Annotated in this window: 9 protein-coding genes; 3 read left to right on the forward strand and 6 right to left on the reverse strand. The window is 75.9% G+C overall.

The features are described from left to right. A complete protein-coding gene (locus ABZ873_RS10825) occupies nucleotides 1-3,231 on the reverse strand; it encodes a BTAD domain-containing putative transcriptional regulator (RefSeq protein ID WP_360868402.1) in 3,231 nt (1,076 codons plus the stop codon). A gap of 280 nt (nucleotides 3,232-3,511) precedes the next feature. Between ABZ873_RS10825 and ABZ873_RS10830 the strand changes: the two genes are divergently transcribed. Further along, nucleotides 3,512-4,543, forward strand: a complete 1,032-nt coding sequence (locus ABZ873_RS10830) for a hypothetical protein (protein ID WP_360868404.1) — start codon at nucleotides 3,512-3,514, stop codon at nucleotides 4,541-4,543. Nucleotides 4,544-4,559: 16 nt separating this feature from the next. Here the strand turns inward: ABZ873_RS10830 and ABZ873_RS10835 are convergent, their stop codons facing one another. The 5 genes from ABZ873_RS10835 to ABZ873_RS10855 form a co-directional block, all read right to left on the reverse strand. Then, a complete protein-coding gene (locus tag ABZ873_RS10835) occupies nucleotides 4,560-5,675 on the reverse strand; it encodes a substrate-binding domain-containing protein (RefSeq protein WP_360868407.1) in 1,116 nt (371 codons plus the stop codon). A gap of 65 nt (nucleotides 5,676-5,740) precedes the next feature. After that, nucleotides 5,741-6,799: an ABC transporter permease gene (locus tag ABZ873_RS10840; protein WP_360868410.1), complete on the reverse strand. Its 1,059-nt coding sequence runs from the start codon at nucleotides 6,797-6,799 to the stop codon at nucleotides 5,741-5,743. Then, the gene (locus ABZ873_RS10845; protein WP_360868413.1) at nucleotides 6,796-8,349 is read right to left on the reverse strand and encodes a sugar ABC transporter ATP-binding protein; all 1,554 of its coding nucleotides are present in this window, start codon (nucleotides 8,347-8,349) and stop codon (nucleotides 6,796-6,798) included. Before ABZ873_RS10845 ends, ABZ873_RS10840 begins: the two co-directional genes overlap by 4 nt. A 133-nt stretch (nucleotides 8,350-8,482) precedes the next feature. Then, nucleotides 8,483-11,203, reverse strand: a complete 2,721-nt coding sequence (locus ABZ873_RS10850) for a SpoIIE family protein phosphatase (RefSeq protein ID WP_360868416.1) — start codon at nucleotides 11,201-11,203, stop codon at nucleotides 8,483-8,485. Between the two features lie 118 nt (nucleotides 11,204-11,321). Then, nucleotides 11,322-12,299 (reverse strand): cyclase family protein, encoded by a 978-nt coding sequence (locus ABZ873_RS10855; protein ID WP_360868419.1) that lies wholly within the window; start codon nucleotides 12,297-12,299, stop codon nucleotides 11,322-11,324. An 86-nt stretch (nucleotides 12,300-12,385) separates the two neighbouring features. On the opposite strand from ABZ873_RS10855, the gene ABZ873_RS10860 reads away from it, so the two are divergent. Both ABZ873_RS10860 and ABZ873_RS10865 read left to right on the forward strand, forming a co-directional pair. Beyond that, on the forward strand, nucleotides 12,386-13,537 hold the full coding sequence (locus tag ABZ873_RS10860) for a PP2C family protein-serine/threonine phosphatase (protein ID WP_360868422.1): 1,152 nt from the start codon (nucleotides 12,386-12,388) through the stop codon (nucleotides 13,535-13,537). Continuing rightward, complete coding sequence (locus ABZ873_RS10865; protein ID WP_360868425.1) at nucleotides 13,534-15,135, forward strand: phospholipase D-like domain-containing protein; 1,602 nt, start codon at nucleotides 13,534-13,536, stop codon at nucleotides 15,133-15,135. The genes ABZ873_RS10860 and ABZ873_RS10865 overlap by 4 nt, the downstream gene beginning before the upstream one ends. Nucleotides 15,136-15,295 lie beyond the last annotated feature (160 nt).

Here is a 15,295-nt window from a genome sequence, read left to right on the forward strand (position 1 = left end):
TCAGGCTTCCCGCCCCCCGCAGCGCCCCGCCGCCGAGGCGTGTTCCTCCAGCAGCCCGGCCACCTCGGCCGCCTCCGGCAGCCCCAGGCGCGCGAAGATCTCGTACGCCTGCCGCAGCCGCGACCGCGCCTCCTCCTCGCGCCCGAGGTCGGCCAGCGAACGGCCCAGGACCACCAGCGCCTGCGCCTGGTCCCGTTCCGCCCCCAGCTCCTCGCACAGCGCCAGCGCCTGACCGGCGTGGTCCAGGGCCTCGTCCGCCCGGCCGAGAGAGCGCAGACTGTCCGCCAGCCGGTAGCGCGCGTGCGCGGCCCGGTCCCGCAGACCGGCCCCCGTCGCCACCGTCAGGCACTCCCGGAACCAGGTCACCGCCTCCGCGTGCCGCCCGAGCCCGTGCAGCGCGAGGCCCAGGACGTACAGGGTGTACGCCCGCCCCGGATCGTCCTGCCGGGTCCGCAGTTCCGCGAGTACCGCGTGGCAGATCTCCACCGCCTCGTCGGCGCGCCCGCTCCGCACCCGGGCCAGCGCCGCGTTCACGGTGGTCACCAGGGCGCCCGAGCGGTGCCCCAGCGCGTTGGCCAGGACCAGTGCCTCGTCGTAGTGGTCGACGGCCTCGTCGTAGCGGCTGAGGAACTGGCAGATGAGCCCTAGGTCGTTGAGCGCCTGGCGGAGGATCACCGTGTCACCGGCGGCCCGCGCCGCGCACACCGCCTGCCGGGAGGCCGCCTCCGCCGCCTCCAGCCGGGTCGCCGCCAGGGCCACGTTCCCGCGCAGGAAGTGCGCCCGTCCGGCGGCCCGCAGATCACCGTGGACGGCGGCCGCCTCGGCCAGCGCGTCGGCGGTGGCAGCGAGTTGGCGGCTCGGCGGGGTGAGTACGAAGGGGGTGAGCGCGATCAGCAGATCGATCGCGGCCCGCAGCGCCGTCCCGGCCGCACCGCCCTCCCCGGCCGCACCACCCTCCCCGTTCGCACCGCCCGCACCGTCCGTCCCCGCCGCGCAGCCGCCGGAGGCGCCCGTACCGGAGGCGCCCGTACCGGCGTCGGCGGCGACCTGGGCCGCCAGGGCCACCGCACCCGCGCGTTCCGCCGCCGTCCACTCCCGGGCCGCGTCCCACCCGGCCAGGGCCACGCCGGGGGAGCGGGCCGGGCCGAGGGCGCCAGCCGCCGGATCGCCCGGCACCGCGTGCTGGAAGGCCGTACAGGCCGTGGCCAGCAGATGGTCCAGCAGCCGGTCGCGGGCGGCCAGCGCCTCCCCGCTCTCCGCCGCGACCCCGGCCGCCGCGCAGGAGCCCGCCGGGCCGGCGCCCTCCACCGGCCGCCGCCGCGCGAACACGCGCAGCAGGTCGTGGTAGCGGTAGCGGCCGGGGAACGGCGACTCCACCATGGCCACGTCCACCAGGGCCTCCAGCAGGTCCTCCGCGTCGTACTCGTCGAGGTCGAGCAGCGCCGCGGCCGCGGGCAGGCCGATGTCCGGGCCGTCCACCGAGGCGACCAGCCGGAAGGCGCGGGCCTGGTCGGCGGTGAGCTGGCGGTAGCTCAGCTCGAAGGCGGCCGCCACCGCGAGGTCCCCGATACGCAGTTCGTCGATCCGCCGCCGCTCCACCTGGAGCCGGCGGCTGAGGGTCTCCACCGTCCAGCGGGGCCGGGCCGCGAGCCGCGCCGCGACGATCCGCACCGCCAGCGGCAGATGCCCGCAGGCCACCACCAGCTCCCGCGCCGCCTCCGGCTCGGCGGCCGTGCGCTCGGCGCCGATGGTGCGGGCGAGCAGGTCCAGGGCCTCGGCGGGCTGGAACACGTCCAGGTCCACCCGCACCGTGGCGGGCAGCCCGGCCGGGCGGGTCCGCCCGGTGGTGAGCACGGCGCAGCCGAAGGCCCCCGGGAGCAGGGGCCGGATCTGCGCCGCGTCCTTGGCGTTGTCCAGGACGACGAGCAGCCGCCGGCCGTCCACCACGGAGCGGAACAGCGCCGAGCGCGCGTCCAGCCCGTCCGGTACGGCGTCCCCGGGCACGCCGAGCGCCACCAGGAAGCCGCTGAGCACCGCTTCCGGGTCGGCCGGGACGGGGTCGGAGCCGCGCAGGTCCACGTACAGCTGCCCGTCCGGGTAGGTGTCCCGGACGCGGTGGGCCACGTGCAGCGCGAGGGCGGTCTTGCCGACGCCGCCCATGCCGACCACGGTGGCGATGACCAGCGCCCGGGCCGAGCCGGCCGCCAGGGTCTCGTGCAGGACCCGTACGGGCGCGGTACGGCCGGTGAAGTCGGCCGCATCGGGCGGGAGCTGGGCCGGTCTCGGCGGGGCGGGCGCCGGTCTGGACGGCTCGCCGCCCTCGCCGCCCCCGCGGTCCTCCCGCCGGTCCGGTCCCGCGGCCCGCGCGCCGGGTCCGCTCCCGGGGGCGGTGTCCTGCGGAGGCTCGGCCCGTCGCCGGGCCGCCTCCGAAGTCCCCTTCTGGTCGCCCTTGTCGGAGCTGTCGGCGGCCATCGGGGCAGCCAGTTCCGGATCGCTCTCCAGGATCCTCCGGTGCAGCCGGTCCAGCTCCGGGCCGGGCGGTACGCCGAGTTCCGCCAGGAACAGCTGCCGCACCCCGCGGTACACGGCGAGCGCGTCGGCCTGCCGTCCCGCCTGGTACAGCGCGCGCATCAGCAGCCCGTACGCCCGCTCGTGCAGGGGGTGTTCGGTAGTGAGCGCGGTCAGCTCCGGGATGCAGCGCGAATGCCGGCCGAGGGTCAGGTCCAGCCCGATCCGCTCCTCCAGCAGGGTCAGCCGCAGCTCCTCCAGCCGCTGCCGGTGCCGTTCCGCGAAGGGGCCGGGAATACCGGCCAGCGGCTCGCCCTGCCACAGCGCCAGCGCCTGGTTCAACAGGTCCCGGGCACACAGTGGTTCGGTGCGCGCGAGACGTTCCGCCTCGGCTGCCAGGGCCTCCGCCTGCGCGGAGTCCACGGCGAGCTTCGGCAGCACCAGCCGGTAGCCGTCGCCCATCGACACGAGCACGCTGGAGGGCGCCTTCCCGGCCACCTCGCCCTCCGCGCCCTTCCCTCCCGCGTCGAGCACCTTGCGCCAACGCCAGGCGTAGGTGCGTACGGTGGTCATCGCCGCGCCCGGCGGCTCCTCGCCCCACAGCGCGGCGATGAGATCGGTCGCGCTCGCCGCGTATCCGGGCCTGAGCAGCAGGACCGCCAGCATCGCCTGCTGCTGCGGGCTACCGATCTTGAGCGCGTCGGCGCCCCGGTGAGCCTGCATCAGACCGAGTAACGAGAAACGGAGATCGCCCAAGTCCTGCCCCCAGCCCCCAGAACAAGTGCCCGCCCCGTTCGCGCACATGTCTAAATTTGTGTCACCTTTTAACCACAGCGTCGTACCCCGTGTCGAGAGTCCGTTGAGCCTGTGGTGATCAGGTGTTGAACCCTGCCGTACAGAATCGCCGTGCCGCGGGCACGCCGGACACGGTCCGGTGCCGCCAGCCCGCCCCCCTCGGCCGCCGCGGCGCCGGGCCTGACCATACATTCGGAGGCGGACGTCCGTGAACACCGCACTGCTGTACCGGCTGCTCGACCTCGACCCGGGCGCCGGTCCGGCCGAACTGCTCCACCGCTCCCGGGCCGGCCGCCACCTGCCCCATCTCGTACTCTCGGCGCTGCACCGCGACGGCGTCCGGATGGGCGGCCCCGCCCGCGCCGAGCTGGGCCGCGCCCGCGACCGCGCCGCCCACTACGCCCGCCTCGCCGCCGAACTGGGCTGCTGTACGGGCGTCCGCGCCATCGGGAGCCTCCCGCTGGCCGGGCACTACCCGGCCGGGCTGCTCCGCCCGGTCGGCACCCTCGACCTCGTCGCCCCCGACGAGGCCGCCCTGTGGCAGGCGGTGGTCCGCCTGGTCACCGACCATCCCGTGGAGCACATCGACGTCTCCCTGCTCGGCGAGCGCCCGCACCACACCTCCGTCACCGTGCACTGGCCCGCCGAGGACCCCCTCGCCGACCCCTGGTACCGCGTCCACCTCAGCACCGCCGCCCTGCCCGGCGACGGCCGCGCGGTGCCCGTACGGCCGTACCTGGTCGCGGAGGAGCCCGTGGAATGCCTGATCGCCCTGGCCGAGGCCCACCTCCGCCGCCCCGCGCTGCCGCCCGCCCCGCTCACCGTCCTCGACCTCGCGGGCCTGACCGCCGCCCCCTTCGAGCCCGCGGAGACCGCGGCCGTCCTCGCCGCCTACCGGCTGGCGCCCGAGGCGGCCGTCCTCCTCGACCACGCCGCCGCGCACCTCCCCCTCGGCCCGCTCGCCGCCGTACGGGACGCCCTCGCCCCGGAGCTGGCCCCCGAGCACCGCCGCCGCACCGCGGCCGCCCCCGCCCGGCGTCTGCCCACCCGCCGCGGCACGCTGCTGCGCCGTACGGTCATCCGCCACACCTGGGACACGGCCCGCCTCCTCACCCCCACCCCGGACACCCACCTGCTGCTCACCCCGGTCGCGGACTACCTCCTCCCCCCGACCCCGGCCACCCCCACCACCCGCACGGCAGCCCTGAACGCCTTGCACCACTGGGACACCTTGTGCTGATCCCGCCGTCCGGCCGCTAGCCGCGCCAGATGCGTTCGTATGCCTCGCGGTAGCCGGGTGGGTTCCAGGACGTGGTGTCGGCGCTGTTCTTGGCCGTGGCCACGTGGACGGGGGCGACGTAGTCGCTGGCCGGGCGGTTCGCGAAGGCGCGGTTGAACTCGTCGGTGATCTGCCAGCCCTGCTGCGACAGGGGTTCCGGCACGGTGGCGGACTGGTACTGGTCGCCGTTGATGCGCTGGAAGGCCGACGGGTCGCCGTCCCCGGCGCCGATGTTGAAGGGCGGCCCCGCCCCGGGCCTGCCCGCCGCCCGCAGGGCCGGGGCCGCGTCGGCGAAGTAGAGGTCGTTGATGGCGACCGAGTCCGTCCACTTCGCGCCGAAGCGGGACAGCAGGGAGGAGACCTCCTGCGCCGTGCGCTGGCTGGCGTCCGGGATGGGGATGTTCGCGTACGCCAGCAGGGACACCCCGGGGCAGTCGGCCAGCCGGCGGCGGATCAGCTCGGCCTTGGAGCGGGCGAAGGGGATCGAGTCGTCGGTGAAGAGCACCGCCCCCGACCGGCCGCCGGAGCGGGCGATCACCCAGTCCGCGCTGATCCGCGCCACCTCCGCCACCTTCGTGGTGACGTTGGTGAACAGCGGCGGGTCCGCGCTCGGGCCGGGCGCGTCGACCGCGTGCCAGCCGACGAGCGGGATGCCCGCCGCCCGCGCTCCCGCCACCTGCTGCGCCGTCAGGCGGGGGTCGAAGCCGCCGATGACGATGCCCGAGGGCCGGAGTGCGACGGCCTGGCCCATCGCGGCCTGGATACCCGCCGGGCTGCCCTGACCGTCGATCACCCGGACCTGCCAGCCGATCGTCCGGGCCGCCTCCCGCACCCCCTGCGCCACCCCGGCCACCCCCGGGTTGGTCATGGTCTGCGCGACGTAGACCAGGGTCTTGCCGGGCACCGCGGCGGGGCCGGTCGTGGGCCCGTTCCACGCGGTGTCGGTGCGCTCGGCCCGCGCCACGGCCGCCTGGGCCTCCCGCAGGACGGCCGGGCAGCCGGCCGCAGCGGGGGCGGTCGCGCCCGGCGGCCCGTCGCCGCTGCCGCCACCGCAGCCGGTGACGGCGGCCGCCGCGAGCAGGACCGTGGCCATGAGGGCGGTCGTACGGTGGGGGTACACGGTGCTCCCGGAGGCTGGTGGGTACGGCGGTGGGCGGATCAGGCCGGGGGTGCGCTCCCCTTCGCCGGCGGGCCCGCCCGCCCGCCCGGGAACGCTCCGGCCGCGCCCGTACGCAGCCGCCTGCGGGCCGAGTAGCCGGCCAGGCCGACCGCGATGAGCAGGGTGGCGCCGTTGAACAGCGGGGTGGCCCAGAACTGCGCGCCGAGCTGGCCGATCCCGGCCAGCCCCACGGCCAGCACGGTGACCGCCACCAGCGTGCCGAGCGCGTTGACGCGGCCCGGCCGGATGGCGGTGGAGCCGAGCAGCGCGCCGACGAAGGCGGGCAGCAGGTAGTCCAGCCCCACGCTCGGGTTGCCGGTCTGCTGCTGCGCCGCGAGGAGGACCCCGGCGAAGCCGACCACCAGCCCGGAGCCGGCGAAGGCGTACACGGAGTACCGGTGGGTGGGGATGCCGAGGATCGCGGCGGCGCGCGGGTTGGAGCCGATGACGTAGACGTACCGGCCGAACGGCAGCCGCTCCAGGACCACCCACAGCAGGACCACGAGCGCGAGGACGTAGAAGGCGGGCAGGGGCAGCCCGAGGAGGCGGGAGTCGTACAGACCGGGGAAGGCGGCCGGGAGGCCGTCCGGGCCGGGCACGATCCGGCCGCCGTCGGTGATCCAGCCGCTGACCGCGTACATCATGCTGCCGGTGCCGAGCGTGGCGATGAAGGAGTCGATCCGGGCGAATTCCACGATCACGCCGTTCACCACCCCGGCCAGCCCGCCGCCCAGCACCACCGCGAGGCAGGCCCACGGCCAGGGCCAGCCCGCCTCCACGACGAGGTACATGACCATGACGTGCGCCAGGCCCAGCGCGTACCCCAGGGACAGGTCGAAGCGGCCCGCGGCGATGGGCAGGGTGGCGGCCAGGGCCAGCAGGGCGGGGACGGACTGGTTGGAGAGGATCGCGGAGACGTTGTCCAGGGTGGGGAAGGTGGCCGGCAGCAGCAGGGAGAAGACCAGGAAGAGCAGGACGGTGAGCGCCAGCAGGCCGTAGGTGCCGACGGGATGCCCGTGGCCCGGCAGGGAGCGGCGGCGGGTGGACGGGGGCGTCACCGGCCGGTGGGGTTTCCGGTGATGGCGGGCAGGGCGGAGGCGGTCCGGGTGAGGGCGGCGACGCTCAGCTCCGGGCCCGCCAGCTCGGCCCGTACCGTCCCGCGGCCGAAGACCAGGGCCCGGTGGCAGAGCCCGGCGACCTCCTCGAAGTCGGTGGAGACCAGCAGCACGGCGAGACCCGCGTGGGCCGCCTCCTCGATGATCCGGTGGACGGCCGCCTTGGCACCCACGTCCACGCTGGCCGTCGGCTCCTCCAGGATCAGCAGGCGCAGCGGCCCGTGCAGCCACCGGCCGACCACCACCTTCTGCTGGTTGCCGCCGGACAGGGTGGCGAGCGGGACCTCGCTGTCGGGCGGACGCACCGCGAAGCGCGCGATCAGGGCGGCGGCCTCGGCGCGCTCGCGGCGCGGACCGGTCCACCGCCAGGCGGGGACACCGGTGGCCCGGGGATTGGCCAGCAGGTTCTCCCGCACGGTCAGCCCCGCGGCGCAGCCCTCCTCCTGACGGTCGCCCGGTACGAGGCCCACCCCGCGCCCGAGGGCCGCGGCGACGGTACGCGGCCGGTACGGTCGCCCGTCCAGCAGGATCCGGCCGCCGAGCAGGGGCAGCGCCCCGGCGAGGGCGCGGCCCAGCTGCTGGTGGCCCGCGCCCGTCAGGCCCACCATGCCGACGATCTCGCCCGCGCGCAGCTCCAGGCCGACGGGCGCGGTGCGCTCGGTGGCGACCCCGTCGAGGCTGAGCACCACCGGACGCGGAGGGCCGGACGCGGGCGCGGCGGTCGCGGGTGCGGCGGTCGCGGGGCGGCGGCGCTCCGGTTCGCGGCCCACGATGTCGCGCACCAGGCGGTCGGCCGGGTACTCCGCGAGCGGGCCCCCGCTGACGACGCAGCCGTCGCGGAGCACGGCGAAGCGGTCGGCGACGGCGTACACCTCGTCCAGGCGGTGGCTGACGTAGAGGATGCCGTGCCCCCGGTCGCGCAGGGTGTGCAGGACGCCGAAGAGCCGCGCGCAGTCCGCGGCGGGCAGGGTGGCGGTCGGCTCGTCGAGTACGAACAGCTCCGCGCGCCGGGCCAGCGCGCGGGCGATGGCGACGAGGGAGCGCTCGGCGGGGGCGAGGTCCGCGACCCGGCTGCCGGGGTCCAGATGCCCGGCGACGGTGTCCAGGGCCTCGGCGCAGCGCTCGCGGGTGCGCCGCCAGGAGATCAGTCCGCGGCGGCGCGGATAGCCGGTGCCCAGGGCGATGTTCTCGGCGACGGTCATCCAGTCGACGAGGGCGAGGTCCTGGTGGATGAAGGACATCCGCCGCGAGGCGGCCTCGGATCCGAGCGGGTGCCCGGCCACGGTGACCTCGCCCGCGTCGGCCCGGTGGACCCCGGCGAGCACCTTGATGAGGGTGGACTTCCCGGCGCCGTTGGGCCCGAGCAGCGCGAGCACGCTGCCGCCGCGCAGGTCGAGGTCCACGGAGTCCAGCGCGAGGGTGCCGCCGAAGTGCTTGCGGAGGCCGCGCATCCGGACGAGCGGCGGCCCGCCGGGCCGCGCGGGCGGGCTCATCGGGGGGACGGGAGTGTCATGCACGGACTTCTCCGGGGCCGCCTGGGGTTACTGCTGGGGACTGCGTGACGTTCAGGATGGTACGTGGACGTACGCCACCAAGTCCGGCATATCGGCCCCCGGTGGCGGCGGGTCATGCCGCGTCGAGGGCGCACTCGGCCCAGATGACCTTTCCCCGGGGCGTGTAGCGGGCGCCCCACGCCTGGGAGAGCTGCGCGACGAGGAACAGGCCGCGCCCGCCCTCGTCCGTCGAGGCGGCCCGCCGCAGGTGCGGGGCGGTGTTGCTGCCGTCGGAGACCTCGCAGACGAGGGTCCGGTCGTAGATCATCCGTACCCGGACCGGCTCCGAGCCGTAGCGGACGGCATTGGTGGCCAGCTCACTGAGCATCAGCTCGGCGGCGAAGGCCAGCTCGTCCAGCCCCCACGCGGCCAGCTGCCGGGTGGCGGCTGCCCGCAGGTCGGACACGCGGGCCGGGTCCGGCGGCAGGTCCCAGGAGGCGATCCGGTCGGCGGGCACGGTACGGGTGCGGGCGACGAGCAGGGCGATGTCATCGGCGGGATGCGCGGGCGCCACGGCGTCGATGACGGCCCGGCAGGTGTCCTCCGGCGGCCGGTCGGGGTGGCCGAGCGCGCGCCGCAGCCGGTCCAGGGAGAGGTCGATGTCGCGGTGGCGGTGGTCCACCAGCCCGTCCGTGTAGAGGACGAGGGTGCTGTGCTCGGGGAGTTCGAGCTCGGCGGTCTCGAAGGGCAGGCCGCCCAGCCCCAGCGGCGGCCCGGCGGGCAGATCGGGGAAGCTCACACCGCCGTCGGGGTGGACCAGCGCGGGCGGCGGGTGCCCGGCGCGGGCCATCACGCACTGCCGGGAGGTGGGGTCGTAGTTGACGTACAGGCAGGTGGCCCCGGCGATCCCGGTGCTGCCGGTGGCGTCCTCGCCGCCCTCCTCGCGGTCCAGGCGTACGAGGAGGTTGTCCAGATGGGTGAGGAGTTCGTCGGGGGCCAGTTCCAGTTCGGCGAAGTTGCGGGCGGCCATCCGCAGCCGGCCCATCGTCGCGGCGGCGTGCAGACCGTGGCCGACCACGTCCCCGACGAGCAGGGCGACCCGGGTGCCGGAGAGCGGGATGACGTCGAACCAGTCGCCGCCCACCCCGGATTCGGCGGGCAGATAGCGGTGCGCCACCTCGACGGCGCCCTGTTCGGGCAGGCCGCGCGGCATCAGGCTGCGCTGGAGGGCCAGGGCGAGGGTGTGCTCGCGGGTGTAGCAGCGGGCGTTGTCGACGGACAGCGCGGCGCGCGCGGCGAGTTCGCGGGCCAGCCGCAGATCGTCCTCGCCGAAGGGGGACGGGTCCTGCGCGCGGTAGAAGGATGCGATGCCCAGCAGGACCCCCCGGGCCAGCAGGGGTACGCAGATGAGGGAGTGCACCCCGTGGGCCAGGATCCGCGCGGCGTCCTCGGGGCTCTGGGCCGTCCACCCGGCGGCGGCGCTCAGATCGGGCTCGAACACGGCCGGTTCGCCGTCCAGGCAGCGCAGGTGGGGGCTGCCGGGGGCGGGTACGACGGGGGTGCCGACGGGCAGGAAGGGGCAGTCGGAGCGGATGCCGTGCACCACCGTACGGTGCAGATCGGCCCGGGGGTCGGCGGACTCCTCGCCGCGCAGGACGGCCTCGGGCACGTCGACCGTGACGTAGTCGGCCAGGCGCGGCACCGCCGTCTCGGCGAGCTCGCGGGCGGTGCGGCGCACGTCCAGGGTGGTGCCGATCCGGGTGCTGGCCTCGGCCAGCAGCTCCAGGCGGCGGCGGGCCGCGACGGCGTACTTGCCCACCTCGGGCTCCCCGACCAGCACCAGCCCCCGCACCGCGCCGTGTCCTGTACCGGGTGCGTGCGGCGGCAGGTTCACCGCGTACTCGGAGGTGGCGTGGACGGAGGCGGCGAGGTGGTGCGCGGGTCGGTCCCCGGCGAGGACGGCCTCGACGACCACGCCCTCCACCCCGGAGTCGCTGGTGAAGGGCCGGCTCACGAGGGTGACCCCCCGGCCGTGGTGCAGCGGCACCTCGACGGCGGCCCGCCGGGTGGAGCAGATCAGCTCGGTGGCCTTCTCCTTGAGGACCATCTGGTCGTGCCGGTCGAGCCCGCCGTCGGTCAGTTCGTCCAGCCCGACGGGGTGCCCGTCCCCGGCGGCCTCTCCGGCGCGGGCGAGCAGCCGCGCGTCCAGGTAGCCGCGCAGCAGCGCCTGCTCGCGGGCCGAGCACTGCTCGGTGAGCCGCCGCTCGATGGCCCCGGCGGCCCGCTGGACCAGCATCGGCAGCGCGGGGTCCTCGTAGCCGCGCGGGTAGCCGAAGCACAGGACGCCGACGACGTGCCCGCTGAACTGGTCGCGGATCGGGGTCGCGGCGCAGGCGCTGGCCTGGGAGCGCTCGGCGAAGTGCTCGGCGGCGTAGACCTGGCAGAGCCGCCGCTCGGCGAGGGCCAGGCCGATCCCGTTGGTGCCCGCGTACCGCTCGGCGAAGACGAAGCCGGGGACGGCCTGGATGGGCGGCAGGCTGCGGGCCAGCGCCGGTTCCCCGAAGCGGCGCTGGAGCACGGTGCCGTTGCCGTCGGCGAGGGAGATGTTCAGCAGGCTGCCCGCGAACCGGGCCTGGAGCTGGTCGAGCACGGGGACGGCCGCGCGGACCAGCCGGCTGTCGGGGTCGAAGTCGTCCCGGTAGGGCAGTTCGGTCTGGTCGGGGGAGAGCCCCAGCAGGCGGCTGCGCGTCCAGGAGTTCAGGATCGCGGCCCGCACACCGTCCTGGACCGGCTCGCCCCGCAGGAAGCGCTCACGGGAGCGTGCGGGGCTCCTCTGGCTTCCCGTGAGCCCCATCTGCACCACTTCCCTTGCCGAGCCGCCGCACCGGGATGTCCGCATCGAGCGAGTGCTTTCCGAGTATATTCCTCCGCTTTTGTACTTATATGGGCGGCGCAGAAGGGATCACGGCGGCTCACAGGACGGCGACCGGGTTCACCGGCGAGCCCGTGCCGCCCGGCACCGCCAGCGGGGTCACCACGATCATGAACTCGTACCGCCCGGCCTCCGCGCACGCGGCCGACAGCTCCTCCAGGTCCAGGTTGTCCAGCAGCGGCACCCCCATCGCGGCCACCGCGAGGGTGTGCACGGGGGAGTGCACCCCCTCCACCGGCGAGGGCCGCAGATCGCTGTCCCCGTCCCCGCCGAGCAGGGCGATCGCGCGCTCCGCCAGCAGGGGCAGGGCGTCCACGTGGAAGCCCGCCCCGGCCGCCCCGAGGTCCCAGGGGCCCCGCTCCCGGCGGCGGCGGAAGCGGCCGGTGCGCAGCAGCACCGCGCAGCCCTCGCCGGCCCGCACCCCGAGGGCCTCCTCCGCGTCAAGCACGTCCCGGGCGCGCACCGCCTCGCCGGGCTCCAGCCAGGGCCTTCCGCGGACGGCGGGCAGGTCCAGCAGCACCCCGCGGGTGACGAGCGGGCCGAGGGCGTCCACCGCGCCGAAGCGGGCCCCGCCCGCGCCGACCGACTCCCGCGCCGGGCGGCCGTCGTAGAGCAGGCCCCGGTAGGCGATGTGGGAGAGCGCGTCGAGATGGCTCACGGACTTGCCGTGGTAGTCGGCCCCGATGAAGTCCTTGTAGGTGGCGGGCTCGGGGGCCTCCACATCGCCGAGGTCCGTCATGTGGTGCAGGGCCGGCCGCTCGCCCTCGGTGCCGGGCGCGGTGTTCCAGGGCAGCCCCAGGGGCACCGTCCGCCCGGAGCGGACCAGGGCCGCCGCCCGGCGGACGTGCTCCCCGGTGACCCGGTTCCAGGCCCCCCGGTCGGCCGGGCTCCAGCGTCCCCAGGTCCGTACCGCGGCGAAGATCTCGTCGAACTCCCGGCGCGGAACCGCGGGCACCCGGCCGCCGCCGGGGCCCTCCGGAGGCGGCGTGGCCGGGTCCCCGGCCGGGCTGCTGCTCATCCGTCGATCGTGCACCCCGCGAGCCGATACGGCGCCCCGGGCCGCCGGGAGTGGCGGCGAGAGGCCCCGGCGGGGAGGCTGGAGCCATGCGGGTGCCATTGCGCTCCCCGCCCCGGCCGGGAGCGAGGGGCCGCCACCAGGTCCTCTTCGTACTCGCGGAGTGCGTGCCCTTCGCGATCGCGCTGCTGGTGCTCGTCATCGAGCTGACGCCCATGCACTTCCTCTACACCGGCCCCCTGCTCACGGCGACCCCGGCGCTGGCGGCGGTGACCTCCGGGCCCCGGGGGACCCTCGCGGCGACCGCGCTGGCCGTGGCGGTGAGCGTCGCGACGGCCACGCACAACAACGCCTGGGTCAACCAGATGGTCTACAGCAACTTCCTGGCCCTCTTCCTGGTGTCGGCGGCCAGCTTCACGATGAGCCGCGCGGTGCGTACCCGTACGACGCACGAGCTGAACCGGATCCGCCGGATCGCCGCGGCCGCGCAGGCGGTGCTGCTGCGGCCCGTCCCGGACCGGCTGGGCCCGGTGCGCGCCGCCAGCCTGTACGTCGCCGCCGAGAGCGGCGCGCAGATCGGCGGCGACCTGTACGAGGCGGTGCAGACCCGCTACGGGGTGCGGATGATCGTCGGGGACGTCCGGGGCAAGGGCCTGCCCGCCGTGCGCGCGGCGGCGGCCGTACTGGGCGCCTTCCGGGAGGCCGTGCACTACGAGGACGACCTCGTGGAGGTCATCCGGCACTGCGAGGAGGCCCTGCGCCGGGACGCCGCCGTGCCCGGCGCGGTGGACGAGGAGGCGCTGGTGGAGGGCTTCGTCACCGCCCTGGTCGCGCAGGTCCCGGACGGGGCGGTGGTCGAGCTGGTCAACCGCGGCCACCCGCCCCCGCTGCTGCTGCGCGCGGGCGAGGTCCGGCCGCTGCAGCCCGCCGTACCGCTGCCGCCGCTCGGCCTTGGCGAGTTCATCGCGGGGCCGCCGGGCGCGACGGACGCGTACCCCTTCCTGCCCGGGGACCGGCTGCTGCTGCACACGGACGGGGTGATCGAGGCGCGGAGCCCGCAGAACGCCTTCTTCGCCCTGCCCGAGGCCATGGAGGCGGCGCCGCCCGGGCGGAGCCCGCGCGAGTTCCTGGACACCCTGCGGGAGGACCTCGTACGCCACACCGGGGACCTGCTCGCGGACGACGTGGCGATGCTGCTCGTGGACCGGGACGACGGGGCCGGAGCGGAGCGGCAGCCATGAACCGCGCCGACTGGCTCCTCCTGCCCGGTGAGCGCGGCAACCCCGCGACCCGGCTGGACGCGCGCCGCCCCGGGGGAGCCGCCTGGACCCCCGGCAACGAGGCCCGGCCGCTCGTGCACGGCGCCGCCTACTTCGCCGAGCTGCTGAGCGGGATCAGCGCCATGGAGGCCGGGGACCTGCTGCTGTTCACCGACTGGCGGGGCGACGCCGACGAGCGGCTGGACGGGCCCGGCACCGAGATCGGCGCGGTCCTGTGCCGGGCCGCCGCACGCGGGGTCGTCGTCAAGGGCCTGCTGTGGCGCTCGCACCTGGACGGCCTCCACTTCAGCCAGGAGGAGAACCTGGCCCTGGGCGTGGAGCTCGCGCGGGCGGGCGGCGAGTGCCTGCTCGACATGCGGGTCCGGCCCGGCGGCTCCCACCACCAGAAGCTCGTCGTCCTGCGCCATCGCGGCCGCCCCGAGCGGGACGTGGCTTACGTCGGCGGCATCGACCTCTGCCACAACCGCAACGACGACGCCACCCACAGCGGCGACCGCCAGTCCCTCCCGCTGGCTTCCGCCTATGGTCCGCACCCGCCGTGGCACGATGTGCAGCTCGCCCTGCGCGGGCCCGTCGTCGGCGATGTGGAGGCCGTCTTCCGGGAGCGCTGGGAGGACCCGGCGCCGCTCAGCCGGAGCCCCTTCAACCGGATGCGGGAGCGGCTGGCCCACGAGGACGTCACCGCCGACCCGCTGCCCCCGCAGACCCCCGACCCGCCGCCCTGCGGCACGCACACCGTCCAGCTGCTCCGCACGTACCCGAACCGCCTGCTCTTCGGCTACCCCTTCGCCCCCGACGGGGAGCGCAGCATCGCCCGCGGCTACCTCAAGGCCCTGGAGCGCGCCCGGGTGCTGATCTACCTGGAGGACCAGTACCTGTGGTCGCCCCGGGTCGTGGCCGGCTTCGCGCGGGCGCTGCGCCGCCACCCGGGGCTGCGGATGATCAGCGTCGTGCCCACCGTCCCCGAGCAGGACGGCTGGCTCACCCTGCCGATGAACCTGATCGGCCGGATCAACGCCCTGGCCGATCTGCGCCGGGCGGGCGGCGGGCGGGTGGCGGTGTACGGGCTGGAGAACCGGGCGGGGACACCGGTCTACGTCCACGCCAAGGTGTGCGTGATCGACGACACCTGGTTCTCCGTGGGCTCCGACAACGTCAACCTCCGCTCCTGGACCCATGACTCCGAGCTGAGCTGCGCCGTCCTCGACGAGAGCGGCGACCCGCGCCCCCCGAAGGACCCCGGCGGGCTCGGGGACGGGGCCCGCGTCCTGCCCCGCGAGCTGCGCCTGGAGCTGATGCGCGAGCACCTGGACCGCGACCCGCCGGCCGCGGAGCTGTGCGATCCGATGGCCGCCTTCGACGCCTTCGCGGAGTCCGCCGCGCGGCTCGACGCCTGGTACGCGGACGGCCGCCCCGGGCCCCGCCCGCCGGGCCGGCTGCGCCGCTACGTGCCCGAGGACCTGTCCCGGCTGCGCGGGCTGCTCGCCCGCCCGCTGCACCGCGCACTGGTCGATCCGGACGGCCGGCCGATGGGGATGCGGCTGCGGAAGGGCTTCTGAGCCGGGGCGGGCCGGGGCGATCCGGGCTGATCCGGGACGGAATCGGGGGCGAAAATCCGGGGTGAATCGGTCCAAAGGCGGTCGGCGTCCCAGCCCGTGGGCACCCCTTAGGCGACCGAAACAATGGTCGGGTTAGCATATGAGCACCGCCTAGCTCGAA

This window comes from Streptomyces sp. NPDC047014 (assembly GCF_040644195.1).
GTDB lineage: Bacteria > Actinomycetota > Actinomycetes > Streptomycetales > Streptomycetaceae > Streptomyces.

Coding starts and splice junctions, on each gene's coding strand:
- ABZ873_RS10825 (WP_360868402.1), bottom strand. CDS start 3,231: ATGCAGGCTCACCGGGGCGCCGACGCGCTCAAGATCGGTAGCCCGCAG.
- ABZ873_RS10835 (WP_360868407.1), bottom strand. CDS start 5,675: ATGGCCACGGTCCTGCTCGCGGCGGCCGCCGTCACCGGCTGCGGTGGC.
- ABZ873_RS10845 (WP_360868413.1), bottom strand. CDS start 8,349: ATGAGCCCGCCCGCGCGGCCCGGCGGGCCGCCGCTCGTCCGGATGCGC.
- ABZ873_RS10850 (WP_360868416.1), bottom strand. CDS start 11,203: ATGGGGCTCACGGGAAGCCAGAGGAGCCCCGCACGCTCCCGTGAGCGC.
- ABZ873_RS10855 (WP_360868419.1), bottom strand. CDS start 12,299: ATGAGCAGCAGCCCGGCCGGGGACCCGGCCACGCCGCCTCCGGAGGGC.
- ABZ873_RS10860 (WP_360868422.1), top strand. CDS start 12,386: ATGCGGGTGCCATTGCGCTCCCCGCCCCGGCCGGGAGCGAGGGGCCGC.
- ABZ873_RS10865 (WP_360868425.1), top strand. CDS start 13,534: ATGAACCGCGCCGACTGGCTCCTCCTGCCCGGTGAGCGCGGCAACCCC.